This is a genomic window from Nocardia sp. CC213A (assembly GCF_030766805.1).
Lineage (GTDB): Bacteria > Actinomycetota > Actinomycetes > Mycobacteriales > Mycobacteriaceae > Nocardia > Nocardia otitidiscaviarum.
Map to the genome: position 1 here is coordinate 24,999 of NZ_JASFXA010000008.1, position 18,774 is coordinate 43,772.

At 70.4% G+C, this 18,774-nt stretch carries 14 protein-coding genes and 2 pseudogenes; 4 read left to right on the top strand and 12 right to left on the bottom strand.

Annotation, left to right across the window (positions count from 1 at the left end; genetic code table 11):
• Positions 1-54: 54 nt before the first annotated feature.
• Positions 55-1,521 carry an HNH endonuclease signature motif containing protein gene (locus tag QJS31_RS16270; protein WP_306357067.1) on the top strand — a complete coding sequence of 489 codons (1,467 nt, stop codon included), beginning with the start codon at positions 55-57 and terminating at the stop codon, positions 1,519-1,521.
• A gap of 766 nt (positions 1,522-2,287) precedes the next feature.
• On the top strand, positions 2,288-2,542 hold the full coding sequence (locus QJS31_RS16275; protein ID WP_282782851.1) for a hypothetical protein: 255 nt from the start codon (positions 2,288-2,290) through the stop codon (positions 2,540-2,542).
• Positions 2,543-2,565: 23 nt separating this feature from the next.
• Here QJS31_RS16275 and QJS31_RS16280 read toward each other — a convergent pair whose 3' ends face one another.
• The 4 genes from QJS31_RS16280 to QJS31_RS16295 form a co-directional block, all read right to left on the bottom strand.
• Positions 2,566-3,204, bottom strand: a complete 639-nt coding sequence (locus tag QJS31_RS16280; protein ID WP_282782852.1) for a metal-dependent phosphohydrolase — start codon at positions 3,202-3,204, stop codon at positions 2,566-2,568.
• Positions 3,205-3,272: 68 nt separating this feature from the next.
• The gene (locus tag QJS31_RS16285) at positions 3,273-4,757 is read right to left on the bottom strand and encodes an MFS transporter (RefSeq protein WP_372341614.1); all 1,485 of its coding nucleotides are present in this window, start codon (positions 4,755-4,757) and stop codon (positions 3,273-3,275) included.
• A 612-nt stretch (positions 4,758-5,369) separates the two neighbouring features.
• Positions 5,370-6,599, bottom strand: coding sequence for a uroporphyrinogen-III C-methyltransferase (cobA, locus tag QJS31_RS16290; RefSeq protein WP_282782867.1), 1,230 nt, complete (start codon positions 6,597-6,599; stop codon positions 5,370-5,372).
• Between the two features lie 361 nt (positions 6,600-6,960).
• Positions 6,961-8,310, bottom strand: a complete 1,350-nt coding sequence (locus tag QJS31_RS16295; protein WP_306357068.1) for a DoxX family protein — start codon at positions 8,308-8,310, stop codon at positions 6,961-6,963.
• Positions 8,311-8,587: 277 nt separating this feature from the next.
• Between QJS31_RS16295 and QJS31_RS16300 the strand changes: the two genes are divergently transcribed.
• Both QJS31_RS16300 and QJS31_RS16305 read left to right on the top strand, forming a co-directional pair.
• Positions 8,588-9,721, top strand: coding sequence for a phosphotransferase family protein (locus QJS31_RS16300; protein WP_282782857.1), 1,134 nt, complete (start codon positions 8,588-8,590; stop codon positions 9,719-9,721).
• Positions 9,722-9,743: 22 nt separating this feature from the next.
• Positions 9,744-10,844: a hypothetical protein gene (locus tag QJS31_RS16305; RefSeq protein WP_282782859.1), complete on the top strand. Its 1,101-nt coding sequence runs from the start codon at positions 9,744-9,746 to the stop codon at positions 10,842-10,844.
• 222 nt (positions 10,845-11,066) lie between these two features.
• On the opposite strand, the gene QJS31_RS16310 is transcribed toward QJS31_RS16305, so the two are convergent.
• The 8 genes and pseudogenes from QJS31_RS16310 to QJS31_RS16345 all read right to left on the bottom strand — a co-directional run bounded on the left by QJS31_RS16310 (position 11,067) and on the right by QJS31_RS16345 (position 18,774).
• Positions 11,067-11,435 (bottom strand): cobalamin biosynthesis protein, encoded by a 369-nt coding sequence (locus QJS31_RS16310; protein WP_282782861.1) that lies wholly within the window; start codon positions 11,433-11,435, stop codon positions 11,067-11,069.
• Positions 11,436-11,591: 156 nt separating this feature from the next.
• A complete protein-coding gene (locus QJS31_RS16315; RefSeq protein ID WP_306357069.1) occupies positions 11,592-13,352 on the bottom strand; it encodes a cobyrinate a,c-diamide synthase in 1,761 nt (586 codons plus the stop codon).
• Positions 13,346-13,966 carry a cob(I)yrinic acid a,c-diamide adenosyltransferase gene (gene cobO / locus QJS31_RS16320; RefSeq protein WP_282782863.1) on the bottom strand — a complete coding sequence of 207 codons (621 nt, stop codon included), beginning with the start codon at positions 13,964-13,966 and terminating at the stop codon, positions 13,346-13,348. The genes QJS31_RS16315 and cobO overlap by 7 nt, the downstream gene beginning before the upstream one ends.
• 266 nt (positions 13,967-14,232) lie before the next feature.
• Positions 14,233-14,412 (bottom strand): annotated as a pseudogene (locus QJS31_RS16325) (class I SAM-dependent methyltransferase); the annotation flags it as partial.
• A 76-nt stretch (positions 14,413-14,488) separates the two neighbouring features.
• Positions 14,489-15,409 (bottom strand): alpha/beta fold hydrolase, encoded by a 921-nt coding sequence (locus tag QJS31_RS16330; RefSeq protein ID WP_306357070.1) that lies wholly within the window; start codon positions 15,407-15,409, stop codon positions 14,489-14,491.
• A gap of 118 nt (positions 15,410-15,527) precedes the next feature.
• Positions 15,528-15,710, bottom strand: coding sequence for a hypothetical protein (locus QJS31_RS16335; RefSeq protein WP_306357071.1), 183 nt, complete (start codon positions 15,708-15,710; stop codon positions 15,528-15,530).
• A gap of 141 nt (positions 15,711-15,851) precedes the next feature.
• A pseudogene (locus tag QJS31_RS16340) lies at positions 15,852-18,010 on the bottom strand (magnesium chelatase subunit D family protein).
• Between the two features lie 314 nt (positions 18,011-18,324).
• On the bottom strand, positions 18,325-18,774 hold the full coding sequence (locus QJS31_RS16345; protein WP_306357072.1) for a GNAT family N-acetyltransferase: 450 nt from the start codon (positions 18,772-18,774) through the stop codon (positions 18,325-18,327).

Below are 18,774 nucleotides of genomic sequence, written 5' to 3' on the forward strand. Positions count from 1 at the left end.
GCGTGAACTGTTTTCATCGTTATCCCACAAGGCATTTCACGATAGAATCGACGTATGAATCCGGGTGGGGCGGGTGAGGTATTCGCGGTCGTGGAGGAATTGACGACCGCGACCACCGCCCTGCTCGACGAGGACCTCACCCGCTACACCGACACCGACTTCGTGGAACTGATGCGACGCGTCGAAGCCGTCCGCGCCCGACTGGGTGCGGTGTCGCATCGCCTGGTCATCGAGACCAGCGACCGGCACCTGCCCGAACGCGCCGGATGCAAGAGCCTCGCGAAGTATTTGAGCGAAACCCTGCGGATCTCGATGGCCGAGGCCGGAGCACGACGACGCGCAGCACAGAAACTCGGCGTATTCCATTTCGTGCACGGCGAAGACCGGGAACCGGAATACCCGCACACCGCCGCCCAGCAAGCGGCCGGGCTGCTGTCGGTCGAACACGCCCGCCGCATCATGACGGTCATGGACCGCATCCCCGCCGCCGTACCGACCGAATTACGGGTAGAGGCAGAACAGCTGTTGGCCCGGCACGCGTGCGAGCTGACCCCGGACGCGATCGTGACGGTCGGGGAATCGATCCTGGCCCACCTCGACCCCGACGGCACCCTGACCGACGACCGTGACCGTGCCCGCGTCCGGGGGATCACGGTGGGACGTCAACGCATCGACGGCATGACCGAGATCACCGGGCTGCTCACCCCCCAGTTGCGGGCGCTGCTGGACGCGGTGCTGGCCAAGGGCGCGCGACCGGGCATGTGCAACCCCACCGACCCCGACAGCCCCACCCTCGGTGCCCGCGCCATCGACCCCAAGACCCTCGAGGCCGCCGCCGAACGCGACACCCGCACCATCGCCCAACGCAACCATGACGCCCTCACCGCGTTCCTGACCGCGACCGGGGGCGCGAAAACCCTCGGCAGCCACCGCGGCATGCCCGTCTCGGTCGTGCTCACCATGCGCCTCGAGGACCTCGAACGCGGCACCGGACACGCGGTCACCGCCGCGGGCACGACCATGTCGATCCCGGCCGCGCTGCGGCTGGCCGCAGGCCGCTACCCGTGGCTGTTGCTCTTCGGCCGCGACGGCGTCCCCCTCTACCTCGGACGCGGACAACGCCTCGCCTCCCGCTGGCAGCGGCTGGCGTGTGTGGCCCGCGACCGCGGCTGTACCTTCCCTGGTTGTGACGCGCCCGCGACGATGTGCGCGGTGCACCACCTCATCCCGTGGGCACACCACGGCGGCACCGATATCGACAACCTCACCCTGGTCTGCGACCGGCACCACGCCCAGGTCGCCGAGGACCCCGACGACCCGACCGGATGGGCCACCGAACGCCTCGACACGCACACCCGGTATCCGGGTCGTACCGGGTGGCGGCCCCCCACCCACCACGACCCGGCACGGGGGCGGCGGGTCAACCACCGCCACCACGGCGACGAACTCCTCGGCCCCGCCATCCACCGACTGCGCGTCAAACAAGACGCCGGACTACCACCACCACCGTTACGGCAATAAGCCCACCACCACACCCTTTGCGGACGGGACACCAACCGTCCACCAGGGCACCTGGTATACAGGACCACCCGCACGGCCACCTGCCCGCGCGGGCCACACCCCACGCCATCCGGCCACACCAACGCCCACGCCATCCGGCCACGCCCACGTCATCCGGGAGACTCACGTCATCGGGCTCCGCCTATGGCGTCGGGCCGCGCCCACGCGTTGCGGCCACGCTCACGCAGTCCGGCCACGCTCAGCGTCATCCGGCGACGCTCAGCATCATCTGGCCACGCCCAGCATCATTCGGCCACGCCTCCGCCGTCGGGCCGCGCCGACGCACATTGCGGCCACACTCACGCCGTCCAGCCACATCCACGCGTTCCGACCACCCCCAGTGGGCCGCACGCAAGCAACATCACGAACGGCCTGATTCACCAGGCCCAGCACGCACCCGACCTTCCAGCCAGCACCCAACCGCACCCCCGTGATCCCCAAAGCTCTGAAACCCCCGCCAGACCTCAAGCGTCAACGCCACCACAGCCAGTCCGCAGGCCGGAATAGCAGCCAACGGCACCCAACCCGGCGTCAGCGAAAGTCAGGAAAGGCACCCAACGCCACCACATTTCATATCTCTTGCTACCTCAAAGCCCATACATTCCAGGAAAGCGCCAGCTCGGGCAGCCCGCGCCTCGCCCCGCCCCACGAGCGCAAGGAAGGCCACGGTCTCCTGCGCCACGCCTTGGCCACCATCTGCCCGAATGGCGGGTGCCCGAGACTGCCGGTGGGCGGAGGCTGCGGGTGCGGCTCCACCCACGGTGACAGGATCTCCTTCGCCCAGCGTGCCCTGCGGTACGGCGTCGCGGTGCTGCCGGATTCCGGACTGGGCCCCACCGGCGGCAGTCTCTACATGATCCGGACCGGCTTCGTCGCCGGTCCGGGCGAACTGCGGGAGGCGGTGCGGCGGCTGGCGCGGGTCTGGCGTTCGTATGATCCACCCCGGCAGGCCGCCTTGGCACCGGCTCCGTTGGCCGTGTGAACGAGGACGCTGCGCGAAAGGACCTACAGGTGGGGCACCCGCTGAGTCGACAGCGCCGCGAGTTCGCGGGTGAGATTGGCTCGTGCGGCGGACTCGTATCGGGTGCGGCCGATGTCGGTGTGGAACAGTCGCGGTAGCCGTGCCAGGCCCTCCAGTACCGCGCGACGGCCGGCGCGGAACGCGTCGTCGGGGATCTGGGCGTATTCGGCGCGGACGGCGGATACGTAGGCGGCATAGCCTGTTTCGTCCGCGGCGAGCACGGCCAGGTCGGCGTCGCAGAGTACCGCGCCATTGCGGTCGTCGGGTTGCGGGGCGTGCCCGGCGGTCAGGCGTACCAGCCGCGCCACCTCGGCCACCGTGCCCGCATCCACGCCGAGATCGGGCAGCGCCGCTTCCGCCGAACGCGCGCTGCGCTCCTCGTTGTCGGCGCGGTCGACCGCGTAGACGGCGTCGTGGAAGAACGCCGCGTAGCGGACGGCGTCCGGATCGTCGGCGGCCGCGGCCAGATCGTCGATGACGGCAAGCATGGCCGCCAGATGCTCGACCGTGTGGTACCGCCGGTGCGGCTCACGGTACCGCCGGACGAGATCCTCCCCCACCGCCCGCGCCCGCGGACCGGCCAGCGCCGTCCACCGTTCCATCAGCGTGGCGTCGGTACTCATGTACGCAGTGTGCCGAATCGTCGGCCCGCGCAACACCCCTGGCGCACGGTGGTTTTCGCCACCCGCGCTCAGGAGCGTTCGGCTTCCTCCTGATTGTGCTGGGCCTGCGCCAGCTGGGCGGGGGTGTAGCGCAGGGTCAGGGCGAGCAGGCCCATGATGGCGGTGCCGATGGCGCAGACCAGCAGGACGAGGGTGTAACCGCTGCCGAGTGCGGCGATTTCGGCGGTGCTCATATCGGCGGCCTTGCCGGTGTGCCCGCCCAGCGAGAGCGTGCGGGAGGCCGCGACCGGGCTGAGCAGGCCGACCGCGACCGGGGTGCCCATATTCATGAACATCTGGCCGACCGCCGACAGCGGGCCGATATTCGCCATATCCACGCCCACCAGCACGCACAGCGGCAGGATCACGATGGTCGTGCCCACCGCGAAGCCGACCACGGACAGCAGGATCAGCAGGGTCGGGAAGTATTCGGCGGTCTGATCCAGTGTCGAGCCGAAGAAGAGCCCGGCGGCCAGCAGCAGGGCGGCGGCGAACAGCAGCCAGCGCGGCGGGACCAGCATGGCCAGTTTGGACGCGACGGCCGTGCCGACGCCCGCGCCCAGCGTGAACGGGATACTCGCCAGACCGGCCATCAGCGGGCTGTAGCCGAGCACATTCTGCAGGAACTGCGCCACGAAGAAGGTGGTCGCGCCCAGCACACCCGAGGCCAGGAAGATGGCGGCGAAGGAGATCACCCGGTCGCGGCTGTCGAACAGCGACCACGGCAGCAGCGGATTGGCGACCGTGCGCTCGGCGAAGATGAAGACGAGCAGCAGCAGGAAACCGCCGATGAGCGAACCGAGGATGATCGCACTGTCCCATCCGTACACCGGCCCCTCGGTGGCGGCGAACACGATGGCCGCCACCGCGACCGTGCCCAGGATCGCGCCGCGCACATCCATGCTGCTGCGATGGTGCTCGGTATCGCGCAGCTGATAGATCGCGCCGAGCACGATGAGGATGCCGATGGGGACATTGATCCAGAAGATCCAGCGCCAGTCGACCTGCGTGAGCGCGCCGCCGATCACCAGACCGCCGACCGAGCCGATCCCCACCATGGAGCCGAAGATGGCGATGGCCTGATTGCGCGCGGGTCCCGGCGCGAAAGTGCTTGCCACAAGCGCGAATGCGGTGGGCGCGGCAATGGCGGCACCGGTGCCCTGCAAGGCGCGGGCGGCGATGAGCCAGGCTTCGTTGGTGGCGGTACCGCACAGCGCGGACGCCACCGTGAACAGCGCGACGCCGAGGATGAGCATGCGTTTGCGGCCGAACGAGTCGCCGAGCCGCCCGCCCAGCAGCATGAGTCCCGCGAACGGCAGGCCGTAGGCGGTGACGGTCCAGGCGCTGCCCGAACTGGACAGGCCCATCTCCTCCTGGAGTCGCGGCAGCGCGAGAATCATGACGGTGCCGTCGAGCACCACCATCAGCTGCAGCCCGCTCAGGACGAGGATTGCGAGCCCGAACGCCCGCGTGGTCACCGGATACTGCATCGTCGCAGCGGGTTTATCGAGCACAGCAAGCCACTGTAATGGATGCCGGACACGGCCAACCGATCTCACCGCGCGGGCGGAGCCACGCAGCGCCCGCCCGGTAGCCTCCACACGCCCCCGACCTGAGGCGCGCAACCGGCGCGACCGACGCACACCGACGATCGGTCCGACTGGGCGTCGCGTCGGGGACCTCAACCATCGCCCACCCCCGGAGGCTCGCACACCGACCAAGCACAACCAGTCCGTACGCGCGAATGACCGGCCAGTCGGTTCTCGCCCGCGGGATGCGTGTCTCCGATCGAACCCGACAGGACGCCGAAGAACTCGCACGACCAGCCCACGCCGACCGTCAACCTCACGCCGCCTGCCAACTCAGCCCACGCCACCCGCCAGCTCAGCTCGCGCCGCCTGCCAGCTCAGCTCGCGCCGCCTGCCAGCTCAGCCCGCGCCACCCGCCAGCTCAGCCCGCGCCACCCGCCAGCTCAGCCCGCGCCACCCGCCAACTCAGCCCGCGCCACCCGCCAACTCAGCCCACGCCACCCGCCAACTCAGCCCACGCCACCCGCCAACTCAGCCCACGCCACCCGCCAACTCAGCCCACGCCACCCGCCAACTCAGCCCACGCCACCCGCCAGCTCAGCTCGCGCCCTGGTCTATAGGCACAGCCTCAGCGTCCGGCGTGCCCGCGGTGAATCCGGCGGTGGGGCCGATGACGATGATCGCGGGCGGGCGGATGCCCTCGGCGCGCACGCGCTCGGCCACGGTGGACAGTTGTGCGCGCAGGGTGCGCTGGGTGCGCAGGCTGCCCTCCTGGACGACGGTGACCGGGGTGTCGGCGGCGCGGCCGCCCGCGAGCAGGGCGGCGGCGAACTGTTCGATCCGCTCCACCGCCATGAGCAGCACGATGGTGCCGCGCAGCCGGGCCAGAGCGGGCCAGTCCACCAGCGAATCCGGATGGTCGGGGGCGACATGGCCGCTGACCACCACGAATTCGTGGGTGACGCCGCGGTGCGTGACCGGTATCCCAGCCAGGGCGGGCACCGAGATGGCACTGGTGACACCCGGCACCACCGTCACCGGGACACCCGCCGCCGCGCACGCCTCCAACTCCTCGAAGCCGCGCCCGAACACGTACGGGTCGCCGCCCTTGAGCCGCACCACGAACTTGCCCGCCTTCGCCCCGGCGATGAGCGCGTCGTTGATGGCCTCCTGCGCCATGGCGCGGCCGTAGGGGATCTTGGCGGCGTCGACCACCTCGACGTGCGGTCCGAGTTCGGCGAGCAGTTCCGGCGGGGCGAGCCGGTCGGCCACCACCAGATCGGCGCGCGCCAGCAGGCGGCGGCCACGCACCGTGATGAGATCGGGATCGCCGGGGCCGCCGCCGATGAGCGCGACACCCGGGGCGGTCGGTTCGGACTCGTCGGTGACCACCCCGGATTGCAGCGCCTCGAGCAGTGCGGTGCGCACGGCGGCCGAGCGGCGATGCTCGCCGCCGGCCAGCACGCCAAGGGTCAGACCGTCGTAGCGGGCGGTGGCCGGGGTCACGGCGGTGCCGAAGCGAGCGGCGTCGGCACGCACGCAGAAGACGCGTCGGCGCTCGGCCTCGGCGACCACGGCCGCGTTGGTGTCGGGCTCATCAGTACATGCCAGGGCGTACCAGGCCCCGTCCAGGTCGCCGTCGACATAGTCGCGCAGGGTGAGGGTGAGCTGCCCGGAGGTGGCCATGCCCTCCACTGCCGGGGTGGTGGCCCGGGTGATCACGTGCACGTCCGCGCCGGAGGCGATGAGCAGTCCGAGCCGCCGCTGGGCGACGGTCCCGCCACCCACGACGACGACGCGACGACCGTTCAGATCCAGTCCGACCAGGTACGGCTCATCCCCGCCCGCGCGGGGAGCGAAGTTCGGGTCGCCGCCGGCGCGGTCATGAGATGCGGCTGACGTGTTCTGCACAAGGTTCAAGCCTACGGCGTGGCCGAGCGGACCCGACATGCGACCGGCTTCCGTGTGGCAAACGATAGATACCTCACCGGGTGCGCCCCCGAAACCCAGGCCCGTGCCGATCCGGCGCGGGCGCACGGGCTGTCGCACCGGATTGTTCAGAAGCGGCCCAGCACCTTGGTGGGGGTGATCCGTACGACCACGCGGTCGGCATCGTCGCGCTCCCCAGGTTTCGCCGGGGAGCCGACCGGGGGCCGCCGGGGCTGCTCATTCCGCCGTGCGGCCCGGCTCACCGCACGCCGCCGCCGAGGTTGGGATAGTCCTGCACCAGATGGAATCCCGAGCCGCGCAAGGGGAATTCGTTCTCGTCCTGCCGCATCAATGTCATGGTGACCGGCTGGCCGTCGATCGTGCCGGTCAACACCAGCCGGTCGGGAGCGGGTCGCTCGTAGGTGAAGTCCGCCCAGGTGGGCCCCTCCGGATCCGGCTTCATGACGATCGTGCCCGCCGCGGCGTCGACCGTGCCGAGCACGGGCACCAGCGTATCGTCCATCCGCTGGTAGTGGATCACCTCGAGATCCTCGAACACGACCCGCCGCCAACGGTTTTCATCGGTGAGCACCAGGGGCTGGGGAATGCCGTCGCGGGTGAACTCGTCCACGTTCCAGATGCCGTACAGCTCGGAGGTCGGCCGACCGCCGCCCCATTCGCGATAGCCCTCCAGATTGATCTGCGCGAAGCCGACGCACAGCCACGCGGCCAGCGCGATCTGGGCCACGGCGGCGACTCGGGCGGCGCGGCCGTGGAAGGGCCGCGGAGCCGTGGACGGTCCGGCCGCGCCGCCGAGCAGCACCGCGGTCACGCGGCGTGCCTCCGGGGCCAGCAGCACCAGGCTCAGCAGCAGCAGGTGGAACGACAGCAGTTTCACCGGCACGTCGTAGGTCATGTTCAGCACCCACACCTGCGCCATGCTCACCAGGCTCAGCAGCGCGCCCGCCAGCGCGGTGCGCGGCAGGAGCAGCAGCAGACCGCCCAGTATCTCGGCCGCCCCGAGCAGGATCTCGTAGGCCGGGGACGCGCCGACCTGGCTCCACAGCACCGACATGAGGGTGAAGTCGCCGTACGGCTGCAGCAGGGTCACCAGCGAAGGTTCCGCCATTTGGGTGGGAATGGCCTTGGCGAAGCCGTAGAGGAGCATCTGGGTGGCCAGGCACAGGCGGAGGAAGAGCAGGAACCAGCCCGCCAGGCGACGGTATTCGGTGCGCCGGCGATCCAGCAGGGTCCAGACGACCGTGGCCGCGACCGCCAGGACCAGGATGCAGAACACCAGGACGAAGAAGTAGACCTGGTCGCCGCTGCCCGAATCGGTGCGCACGACCGCCTCGGCGTCGAAGACCGCGCGACCCACCCATTCGATGACCGGTGCGGGCAGTTGCGCGTATCGGATGACCAGATCGTCGGGCAGCCGCAGCGCGAGCGGCCCCAGAAACGACAGCATTATCTGCGGGAAGAGCACGCAGAACAGCCCGAAGTAGACGAAGCTGAAGCGGAAGGCGATGCGGGTGAACGGATTCCACCGCGTCGCGGCCGCCGGAGGCTGATCGAGGTCGGTGTCGACGGCGACCGTCCCCACGCTCATGGTGTCCCCTCTCTTTCTCGAGAGTTCGACGCTACGAATTCCGGGCGCGCGCGACCTCCAGGCTGACCCTGATTTCCACCCCGGTTCCGCCGGAGCCGACGTACTCCTCCCGGCTTACGTGCCATCCACACCGCGGCGTATTTCCCCAGTACAGCCGGGGAAGACAAGGGATCATCCCGGTGACCGGAACTACCGAATCCCATCCGCCGATTTCATGGCGCACGGCAACTAGAACGCGTTACATTCCACTCACCGTCCCACTGTGTCAGGAGGATCCATGACATCGGCCGACGCCGATCCCAACCAGCGGCGGCAACTGACCACCACCGAACGCGACCTCGACGCGGTCGCCGCCGCGCTGGCGCAGTGGCTCGCCACCAAGGTCGAGGCGGACCGCCCGCCCGAGGTCACGTCCATCACCCGTCCGACGGCGGGCGGCATGTCGAGCACCACCCTGCTCTTCGACGCCGCCTGGACCGAGCGCGGCGCGGCGGCCGGTGGTGCGTTCGTGGCGCGGCTGCCACCGGAGGACAGTTCCTTCCCCGTTTTCGAAACCTACGATCTGGCAACCCAATTCGCGGTGATGGCCGGGGTGGCCGAGGCCACCGCCGTCCCGGTGCCACCGCTGGCATGGCTGGAGCCGGATCCGAGCGTGTTGGGCGCGCCGTTCTTCGTCATGCGGCGGGTGCACGGGCGGGTGCCCGAGGACAATCCGCCCTACGTCTTCCTCGGCTGGCTGTTCGACGCCACGCCCGAGCAGCGATACGCCGTGACCCGCAACACCATCGAGGTGATCGCGAAGATCCACGCCATCGAGAACCCCGCCGAGCGATTTCCGACGCTGGCCGGGACCGGATCGTCGTTGCGACGGCACGTAGACGCCCAGAAGGCTTGGTACGACTGGGCGCTCGCACGCGACGGCTACCGCATCCCGATTCTGGAGCGGGCCTTCGACTGGCTGGAGGAACACTGGCCCGCCGATCCCGGACCGGATGTGCTCAGCTGGGGCGACGCCCGGCCCGGGAATATCATGTTCGGCGACTTCGATCCGGTCGCGGTGCTGGACTGGGAGATGGCGGCCATCGGCCCGCGCGAACTCGATGTGGCGTGGACCCTGCTCATCCACCGGTTCTTCCAGGACATCGCCACCCGATTCGACCAGCCGGGCCTGCCGGACTTCATGCGGCGCAGCGACGTCGAGCGGCTGTACCAGGAGTTCACCGGGCACACCGTGCGCGATCTGGACTGGTACCTCATGTACGCGGCGCTGCGACACGGCATCGTCATGGCGCGCATCAAACGCCGCATGATCCATTTCGGCGAGGACACCGACACCGCCGACCGCGACGACTACGTCATGCACCGGCCACTGTTGCAGGCCCTGCTCGACGGCACCTACGCCTGGGATTGACCCCGCGAACCGAGGAAACGACATGATCGGTCCATTGGACGAATACCCCATCCATCAGACGCCGCTGCCCATGGCGCGGGTGGGTACCAGCGATCGGAACTTCTACGATCGCAGCTATTTCAACGCCTCCGACCGGGACGGCGGCACCTTCCTCGTCACCGGGTTCGGTGTGTACCCGAATCTCGGTGTGGTGGACGCCTTCGCGACCGTGCGACGCGGGAACGAGCAACGGGCGGTGCGCTTCTCGGACGCATTGACCGAGCGCAGCCTGGATCTCGCCGTCGGCGGGTACCGGCTGGAGGTGATCGAGCCGCTGCACAAGATCCGCGCGGTGTGCGAACACGAGGAGCTGTCCTTCGACATGACCTGGGAGGGCGCGTTTCCCGTGGTGCGGGAGGAGCCGCACACCATCATCACCGGGCTGAACCGGCCCATCATCGACGCGCAGCGGTTCGCGCAGGTGGGATCGTGGTCGGGCACGCTCACCGTGGACGGCACCGACTTCACGGTCGATCCGGCGGTGTGGACCGGGACCCGGGACCGGTCCTGGGGCATCCGGCCCGTCGGCGAATCCGATCCGCCGGGACGCGCGGCCGACGAACCGTCACAGGGCTTCTGGTGGCTGTACGTGCCGCTGCGCTTCGACGACTTCTCCATCATCGTCATCGTGCAGGAGGAACCCAACGGATTCCGCACGCTCAACGACGCCACCCGCATCTGGCACGACGGGCGCATCGAACAGCTCGGCTGGCCGCGGGTGCACCTCACCTACAAGTCCGGCACCCGGATTCCGGTGTCGCTGCGCCTCGAACTGACCACCCCCGACGGCAAACCACTGGAAGTGGAGGTCGAAGCTGGGACCTTCATCGCCCTGAACGTGGGCTGCGGCTACGGTGGCGACCCCGACTGGCTGCACGGCCAGTGGAAGGGCCGCCGCTGGGTCGACAGCCGTCGCTACGACCTCACCGACCCCGCCATCGCGGGCCGCATCCCGTTCGGCGTCATCGACCATGTGGGCAAGGCCCGCTGCGGGGATGCCGAGGGTTGGGGGCTGTTCGAGCACGGCAGCCTGGGCCGCCACGACCCGACCGGATTCGCGGACTGGACGTCGGTGGCGCCCTGAGCAATCCGACGGGCCGGTGGTGACGAAGTACTTCATGCCACGGTTCGACGGGACCCCGCGCCGACACCCGGCGCGGGGCCTCCCTAACCACGCGCGACGTCCCAAACACGCGGGGCGTCCCAAATCACGCGCGACGTCCCTAACCACGCGCGACGTCCCTAACCACGCGCGACGTCCCTAACCAAACGGCCGCCTCGCGATGCGATCGACGCGGCGGACCCGCTAGCGTCCGCCGAACATGGCCGTCGCCACCGTGATTCCGCCGACCACGCGTTTCCGAACCACCAGCCGCCCACCCGTCGCCGCGAGCAGTGCGGCGGCCTCCGCCACACTCGGCGCGCCGAGCGCGGCGGCGGTGCGCACCGAGGGGTTGGGCACCGCCACCGCCGCCAATTCGTCCGGTGTGAACGCAACGACCGGAACGCCGAGTTCGGCTGCCGCCGCGACCAATCCGGGCTCCTCGGCCCTGCGGTCCACGGTAGCCAAACAGGCGACCTCGACCTCGGCGGCCACCGCGCGCACCGCATCGAGAATGTCAGCGGCATCGGCCCCGGTCCGCATACCCACGCCGACCACGAGAGCACCCGTCACGAGAACCCACGTCCCCCGGGCGCTACGGCACCAGCGGCCGGTGGTATGTCCACACGCACCAGGCCGCTGCGGCGATGGCCACCCACCCGGTGATCGGTCGGCTGAAGCCGATCAGGAGTGCGGTGCCGGTCGATGCCGCTCGCGCCGCCGGGCGCGTCAGGCACGTGTCCGGCTCCGGGCGAAATCCGCTGCGGCGGTGACGAAGCGGGCGATGGCGGCCGGATTTCCGGCGGGGTGGGTGTGCAGGTAGGAGGCGTGGACGCGGTGCGGGAGAGCGCCTTCCCTGACCGTTTCGCCGGTGTGTGAGCGCCAGCCCCAGGCAGGGAGGTCCGCACCCGTGGCGGTAAGCCGGGTGCGGTGGAACTCGTGGCCGCGCACCCGCTCGCCCGCCGACCACAGGGGGGAATCCGACAGCGCCACCGCATCCCGATAGCCGAGGGTGAGGCGAGGTCCGAATTCGGCTACGGCGTCGATGACTCCGGCCATGGGATGGCCGTCGAGCGAGCGGGTCAGGTAGAGCAGACCGGCGCATTCGGCATGGATCGGCATACCCTGCCGCGCGTTCTCGGCCACGGCTTCGCGCAGCGCGATATTCGCCGACAGCTCCGCCGCGTGTTCCTCGGGAAACCCGCCGGGCAACACGAGAGCCGCTGTGTCGGGCGGCAATTCGTCGCGCAGCGGATCGAACACCACCACCCGCGCCCCGGCCGCCTCCAGCAGCTCCCGATGCTCGGCGTACCCGAAGGTGAACGCGGCACCCCCGGCGACCGCGACGACCACACCGGCTCGCGCGCCACCGAATCCGGCACCGCCCACTCCGCCACCGGTCACCCCGGCCGACGAGGCGGGCGCTTCGATTCCTCCGACCGCGTCGCCACGTCGGGCGCCATCCCCCATATCCGTCATGACGGCGGCACCACGATCGGCATGAGGCACCGCAGCCGCGCCGGGGGCAGCGACAGCGGGACCGGTCGCACCGTCACGCCGCCGAGCACCGACGCCGACATCCCGCATGACGGATTCGCCGACGGGCTCGCGCCCCGCGCCGACAGCGGCACCCACGCCGACCATCGACTCGGCGGGACCGGTCGAGGTGGGAACGCCCGGCTCGTGGGTCTGATCGGCGGCAGCGGCAGCTGCCGAACGGACGCCGTGCGCCGCCATCGCGGTCCGCAGTTCCGCGGCGGGGTCCCAGGCGGGGCCGGTGACCCGGGAGGCTGCCAGGGACACCACGGCGGGCAGGTCGATGTGTGCGGCGATGAGGTCGGTCATGGCGGCCACCGCGGATTCGGCCGCGACACCGTGTTCGACGGCGGGGATGAGGCCGAGATGACGGGAGGGGACGGCCAATTCGGCCATGCGGGGTAGTGCGCCGAGGACCGGGAGGCCGACTCGGGCGCAGGCGGCGCGCAACACGTGTTCGTGGCGTTCGCTGCCGACACGGTTGAGGATGACGCCGCCGAGGCGGATGCCGCTGTCGAAGGTGGCGAAACCGTGCAACAGGGCGGCGAGGCTCTGGCTGTGGCCGCGAGCGTCGACCACGAGCACGACCGGTGCGCCGAGCATGGCGGCGATCTGGGCGGTGGAGCCCTCAGCCACGGGTGCGGTGTGGTGTTCGTCGATGCGGCCGTCGAACAGACCCATGACGCCCTCGACCACGGCGATATCGCAGTCGCGGCTGCCGTGGCGGTACAGCGGCGCGATCCGTTCCGCGCCCACCAGGACGGGATCGAGGTTGCGGCCGGGGCGACCGGCGGCCAGTCCGTGATAGCCGGGGTCGATGTAGTCGGGGCCGACCTTGAAGGGGGCCACCCGGTGCCCGGCTCGCCGCAGCGCACCGATCAAACCCGTTGCGACCGTGGTCTTTCCACTGCCGGAGGCGGGCGCGGCGATCACCACCGCCGGTGTACTCACCATTCGATCCCCCGCTGGCCCTTGCGGCCAGCGTCCATCGGGTGTTTCACCTTGGTCATCTCGGTGACCAGGTCGGCGGCCTCGACGAGGGCCTGCGGGGCGTCGCGGCCGGTGATGACCACGTGCTGGTTGCCGGGACGGGAGCGGAGGGTGTCGACCACCTCGTCCACATCGACCCAGCCCCATTTCAGCGGGTAGGTGAATTCGTCGAGGACGTAGAAGCGGTGCTGCTCGGCGGCGAGGCGGCGCGCGATCTCCTGCCAGCCCGCCAGGGCGGCGGCGGCATGATCCTGCTCGCTGCCGTGCTTGCGGGTCCAGGACCAGCCCTCGCCCATCTTGTGCCATTCCACGGCCCCGCCCGCACCGGTCTGCTCGTGCAGACCGCCGAGGGCGCGGAAGGCCGCCTCCTCCCCCACCTTCCATTTGGCGCTCTTCACGAACTGGAACACCGCGATGTCGAAGCCCTGATTCCACGCCCGCAACGCCATCCCGAACGCCGCGGTCGACTTCCCCTTGCCGGGCCCGGTGTGCACCGCGAGCACCGGCTGATTGCGCCGCTGCCGCGTCGTCAGTCCGTCGTCGGGAATGCTCTCCGGCAGCGGGACACCTTTGGGCATGGAATGTGGCTCCTTTCGCGACGGCGACCCCCGGTCGCCGCCCCCAACGGTGCCACACGACTCCCCCGCGCCGACCGCCGGGCAGCGCGGCACGCCGACCGCCGGGCAACGCGCCACACCCACCGCCGGGCAACGCGCCGCACCCACCGCCGCGAGCCCGGCCGGGCGACCGAAGCCGCCAACCGGCTCGCTGGCCGCCCGCGCCACTCGCCGCTCGCCACTCGCCGCTCGCCACTCGCCGCTCGCCACTCGCCGCTCGCCACTGCCTCCTGGTCGGCTCCGAGCTTGACGCCCGGGACCTGGTGCAGCTGCACCATATTGCGTTCGAAGCCGAGCTGACATCCCGCCATGTAGAGGCCCCAGACCTTGGCGGTGCCCTCGCCGACCTCGGCCACCGCCTTGTCCCAGTTCTCGACCAGGTTGTCGCACCATTCGGAGAGGGTGAGCTGCCCCGTCCGCGGCGGCGTCGGTGTCGAAGTCGCGGGCATCCGGCGCTGTCCGCTCACCCGGATGTCCGGCGAACTATGGGCGCTCCTCACCCGCGCGACCGGCGGACCCGCTCCGGCTCGCCGCCCAGTCGCGGAACGCGGCGATGAACTCCTCGGGCGCGTCGGACTCCACATAGGTGCCAGCACCCTCGACGATCACGGTCCGGTGATCGGGGAAGGTCGCTTCCAGACGCTCGCGTTCCCGCGGCCGGAAGGCGATATCGGCGTCACCCCACACGATCAGCGTCGGCAGCTGCGCGATAGCGGCGAGACCGGCCTCGACCTCCGCGAAGAAGGTCCGGCTGGCGAGGACTCGGCCGGGCAGCACCGCCGAAGCCTGGCGGCGTTCGGGGGTGTCCAGCGCGCGGCGGTAGTGGTCCATCTCGGCCGCGGTGGGCTTGCGCCTGTGGTGGCCGGTGGGGATGAAGATGTTGACGAGCAGGTTGAACTGTCGCACCAGGAATCGCCCCGGCAGCCCGCCGATGATGCGCGAGAACGCCTCGAAGTGCAGGTCGCCGTTGACCGGCCACGCCCAGGTATTGGCCAGTACCAGGCGCTCGAAGACGCCCGGCCGCCGCTGCGCAGCGGCCAGGCCGATCGTGCCGCCCCAGTCCTGCCCGATCAGGGTGACGCCCTCGAGGCCGAGCGCGTCGGCGAATGCGGTGACCACGGAGGCGTGTTCCTCGGGCAGGTAGCGGTATCCGGGCTTCGGCGTCGACAGCCCGAAGCCCGGATAGTCGAGGGCGACGCACCGGAAATCGTCGCGCAGCCCTCGGATCACGTCGTGCCAGAGGAATGACCAGGTCGGATTGCCGTGCAGCAGAAGCAGTGTGGGCCCCGACCCCTCGTCGACGTAGTGCACGGTGTGCCCGTCGATATCGATGAATCGGCTCTCGAACGGAAACAGGTCGTCATCGACCCAGTCGGGCCGCACACTCCTGGTGATGTCGGCCATGGCGGCCCCCTCTCGCCCCGGACTCCCGGGTAGCTTGCATATTTCCTACTGACTTTACTATTTCAAGCACGAGTCCGGGCACTATCCAGCCAGCAGCCACCGGATTGGCAGCAGTCGGTCAGTTCAGGGCGTGCAGGACCGCCGAGAAGAGGCGGCCGATACCGCTGGTGATCACCCGGAACAGGCCGGTTGCGGCGGCCTCGATCAGGGCCGGTGCGGCCTCCCCCATGAAATCGGCACCATTGTCGGCCACCTGGCCGCGCCGGTCGGCCCGCCGGTCACGACGACGAAAAATCCCCATGCCTCTTCGACGTGTGAGCGCCACGATTGGTTCCCGTGGGAGATCGGCGCCCTGCGGTCGCGCGGCGGCCGGTCGGCGGCCCCGAACGCCCGGCATCGCAGCGCAGCGGACGCGCCGGCGACCCGGATCAGGCGACCCGGATCAGGCGACGCCGACTCCGGCGCGGACCACGCCCGCGACCGACTCGCCGGTGAGCTCACCCAGCCGCAGATATCCGGCGCGCAGGTCGCGGGCGATATCGCGGGCCAGGCCGAGGCGGATCATGCCGCGTTCGCAGTCCACCACCATGGCGGTGACCCCGTCACCGGCCAGCAGGCGGGCGGCGGTGCGAGCGCGCGGGACCGGATCGGTGCCGCCGGTGGCGCGGCCGTCGGTGAGCAGCACGACCAGCGGGCGGCGCCGGGGGTCGCGCACGCGCTCGCGGGCCAGTACCTCGCGGGCCTTCAGAAGTCCTTGCGCCAGTGGGGTTTTGCCGCCGGTTCGGATGCCCGCCAGGCGACGGACGGCGATGTCCACCGAGGAGGTCGGCGGCAGCACCAGGTCGGCGGCCTGCCCGCGCACGGTGATGACGGCGACCTTGTCGCGGCGCTGGTAGGCGTCGCGCAGCAGCGTCACCACCGCACCGGTGACGGCGGACAGGCGGTCGCGGGCCGCCATGGAACCGGAGGCGTCGACCACGAAGACCACCAGATTCCCTTCCCGGCCTTCGCGATACGCGCCGCGCAGGTCGTCGACGGCCAGCGCGAGGGGGCCGCAGTCGCGGCCCCGGGCGCGCTGGTGCGGCGCGGCGGCGAAGATGGTGCCGAGCAGGTGCAGGCCGCCGGTGGTGTCCGCGATGGCGCGCACCACCCGGCCCTGCCGGGTGCGGGCGCGGGAGCGGCGGCCGGGGGCACCCTCGCCGATACCCGGGACCTCCCAGCGCGGGGGCTTGGCCGGGGAGAGTGCGGGCAGTCCCGCATCGCCCTCCCGGGCGGGACGGCCGGAATTCGACTCGCCACCCGCAGAATTCGCGTCGCCCGGCGGTCGGGCCGGTGAATCCGATTCGGCACCAGGGCGATCCGGTTCATCTCCGGCCGAATCCGGCTCCTGCTCGGGCAGGTCCGAACGGCTGTCGTTATCGTCCGAACGGCCATCATCAAGTTCCGAACGGCCTTCGCGGCTCTCCGAATGGCCTTCTCGGCGGTTCGAACTGCCCTCGGCAGCGTCCGGACGGCTTCGCGAATCCTCGGACGAATCAGCCCCTCCGCCTTCGGGTTCCGCGTCGTCGGTCAGTGGCCCCGCACCGTCGTCGGGCGAGACCCCATCGCTTTTCCCGGATCGTCCTCCTGCGCCCGCGCGGCTTCCTCCGCCGCCTGCCGCATGGCCTCGTCCAGCTGCTCCTCGCTGATACCGGGCTCGTCGAACGGATCGCGCCGCCGTCGGTGCGGCAGTGCGAGTTCCGCCGCCACCCGCACATCCTCCTCGGTGACCGCGCCGCCGCCGCGCCAGGCGGCGTGTGCGGTGGCGGTGCGTGCCACCACCAGATCGGCGCGCATCCCGTCCACGTCGAAGCTCGCGCAGAGGGCGGCGATGCGGCGCAGTTCCACGGTGTCGAGGGTGATCTCGTCGAGGCGGTCGCGTGCGGACAGGATGCGCTCGGCCACCGCACGGTCGGCGGCGGTGTAGCGGGCCGCGAATCCGGCCGGGTCCGCCTCGTAGTCGAGGCGGCGGCGCACCACCGCCATGCGCACGTCCACCTCGCGCGAGGCGACCACGTCGACGGTGAGGCCGAAGCGGTCCAGCAGCTGCGGCCGCAGCTCGCCCTCCTCCGGGTTCATGGTGCCCACCAGCACGAAACGGGCAGGATGCGAGGCCGAGACGCCATCGCGTTCGATATGCACCCGCCCCATGGCGGCGGCGTCGAGCAACACGTCCACCAGATGGTCGTGCAGCAGATTCACCTCGTCGACGTAGAGCACGCCGTGGTGGGCGGCCGCCAGCAGACCGGGTTTGAACGCCTGCTCGCCGTCGCGCAGCACCCGCTCCAGGTCCAACGAACCGACCACGCGGTCCTCGGTCGCGCCTACCGGCAACTCCACCAGCCGGGCGGGCCGCGCCCCGCTCTCGTCGACGATGGGCGGCAGTAACTGAGCCAGCGCACGCACCACGGTCGATTTGGCGGTGCCCTTCTCTCCGCGCACCAACACACCGCCGATACCGGGATGCACCGCGCACAGGATCAGGGCGAGCTGCAAACGCTCCTGACCGACCACGGCCGAGAACGGGAACCCGGCATCGTCCCCGACGGACGAACCGCCCACTCGTACGGATTCGGGATGCACAACACGGGAAGCCGACACGCCCCCACTGTATGCGCGCCACACACCGGCCCTCACCACGCCCCCGCCACAGCTGAGATCTGAGCGTCGATGGCGACAGCGTGACCGGTCGCCACCGCATCCGCTCGACGCCGCCGCCCACGGACGGCCACGGTGAAACCCGAACCCCGTCGCAGGCCGGTTCCATCGCATCGGCATTCACCAACGGCTGCGGCTGGGTGCCCGCGACCGCCGCACCGGGACAAAGGTTCGGCCCCGCACCTGGTTTCGGTGGGGGCCGAGAAAGGTGCGGCGGCTCAGCCGCGGCGCATCGGGATGTGCGGTATGCCGTCCTCGATGTACTCGTCGCCGTCGGGCTTGAAGCCGTGCTTGGTGTACATGTCGACAAGGTAGGTCTGGGCGTTGAGGCGGACCGTGGCCGAACCCGCCTCGGCGAGGGCGGCCTGCAGCACCCGAGTGGTGTAGCCGTGTCCGCGGGCGGGAACGCTGGTGCAGAGGCGGCCGATGCGGAAGGACTTCACGCCGTCGCGGTGCTCCTCGAGCAGCCGCAGGGTGCAGATGACCTCACCCTCGTCGTCGAGCCAGAAGTGCCGGGTCTCCGGCAGCAGGTCGAGCCCGTCGAGTTCCGGGTAGGCGCATTTCTGCTCGACGACGAACACTTCGACGCGAAGTTTCAACAGCTTGTACAGGGTCTCGGTATCCAGGTCCTGGGCCCACGACCGTTTGAGAGCAACCGTTGACATCAT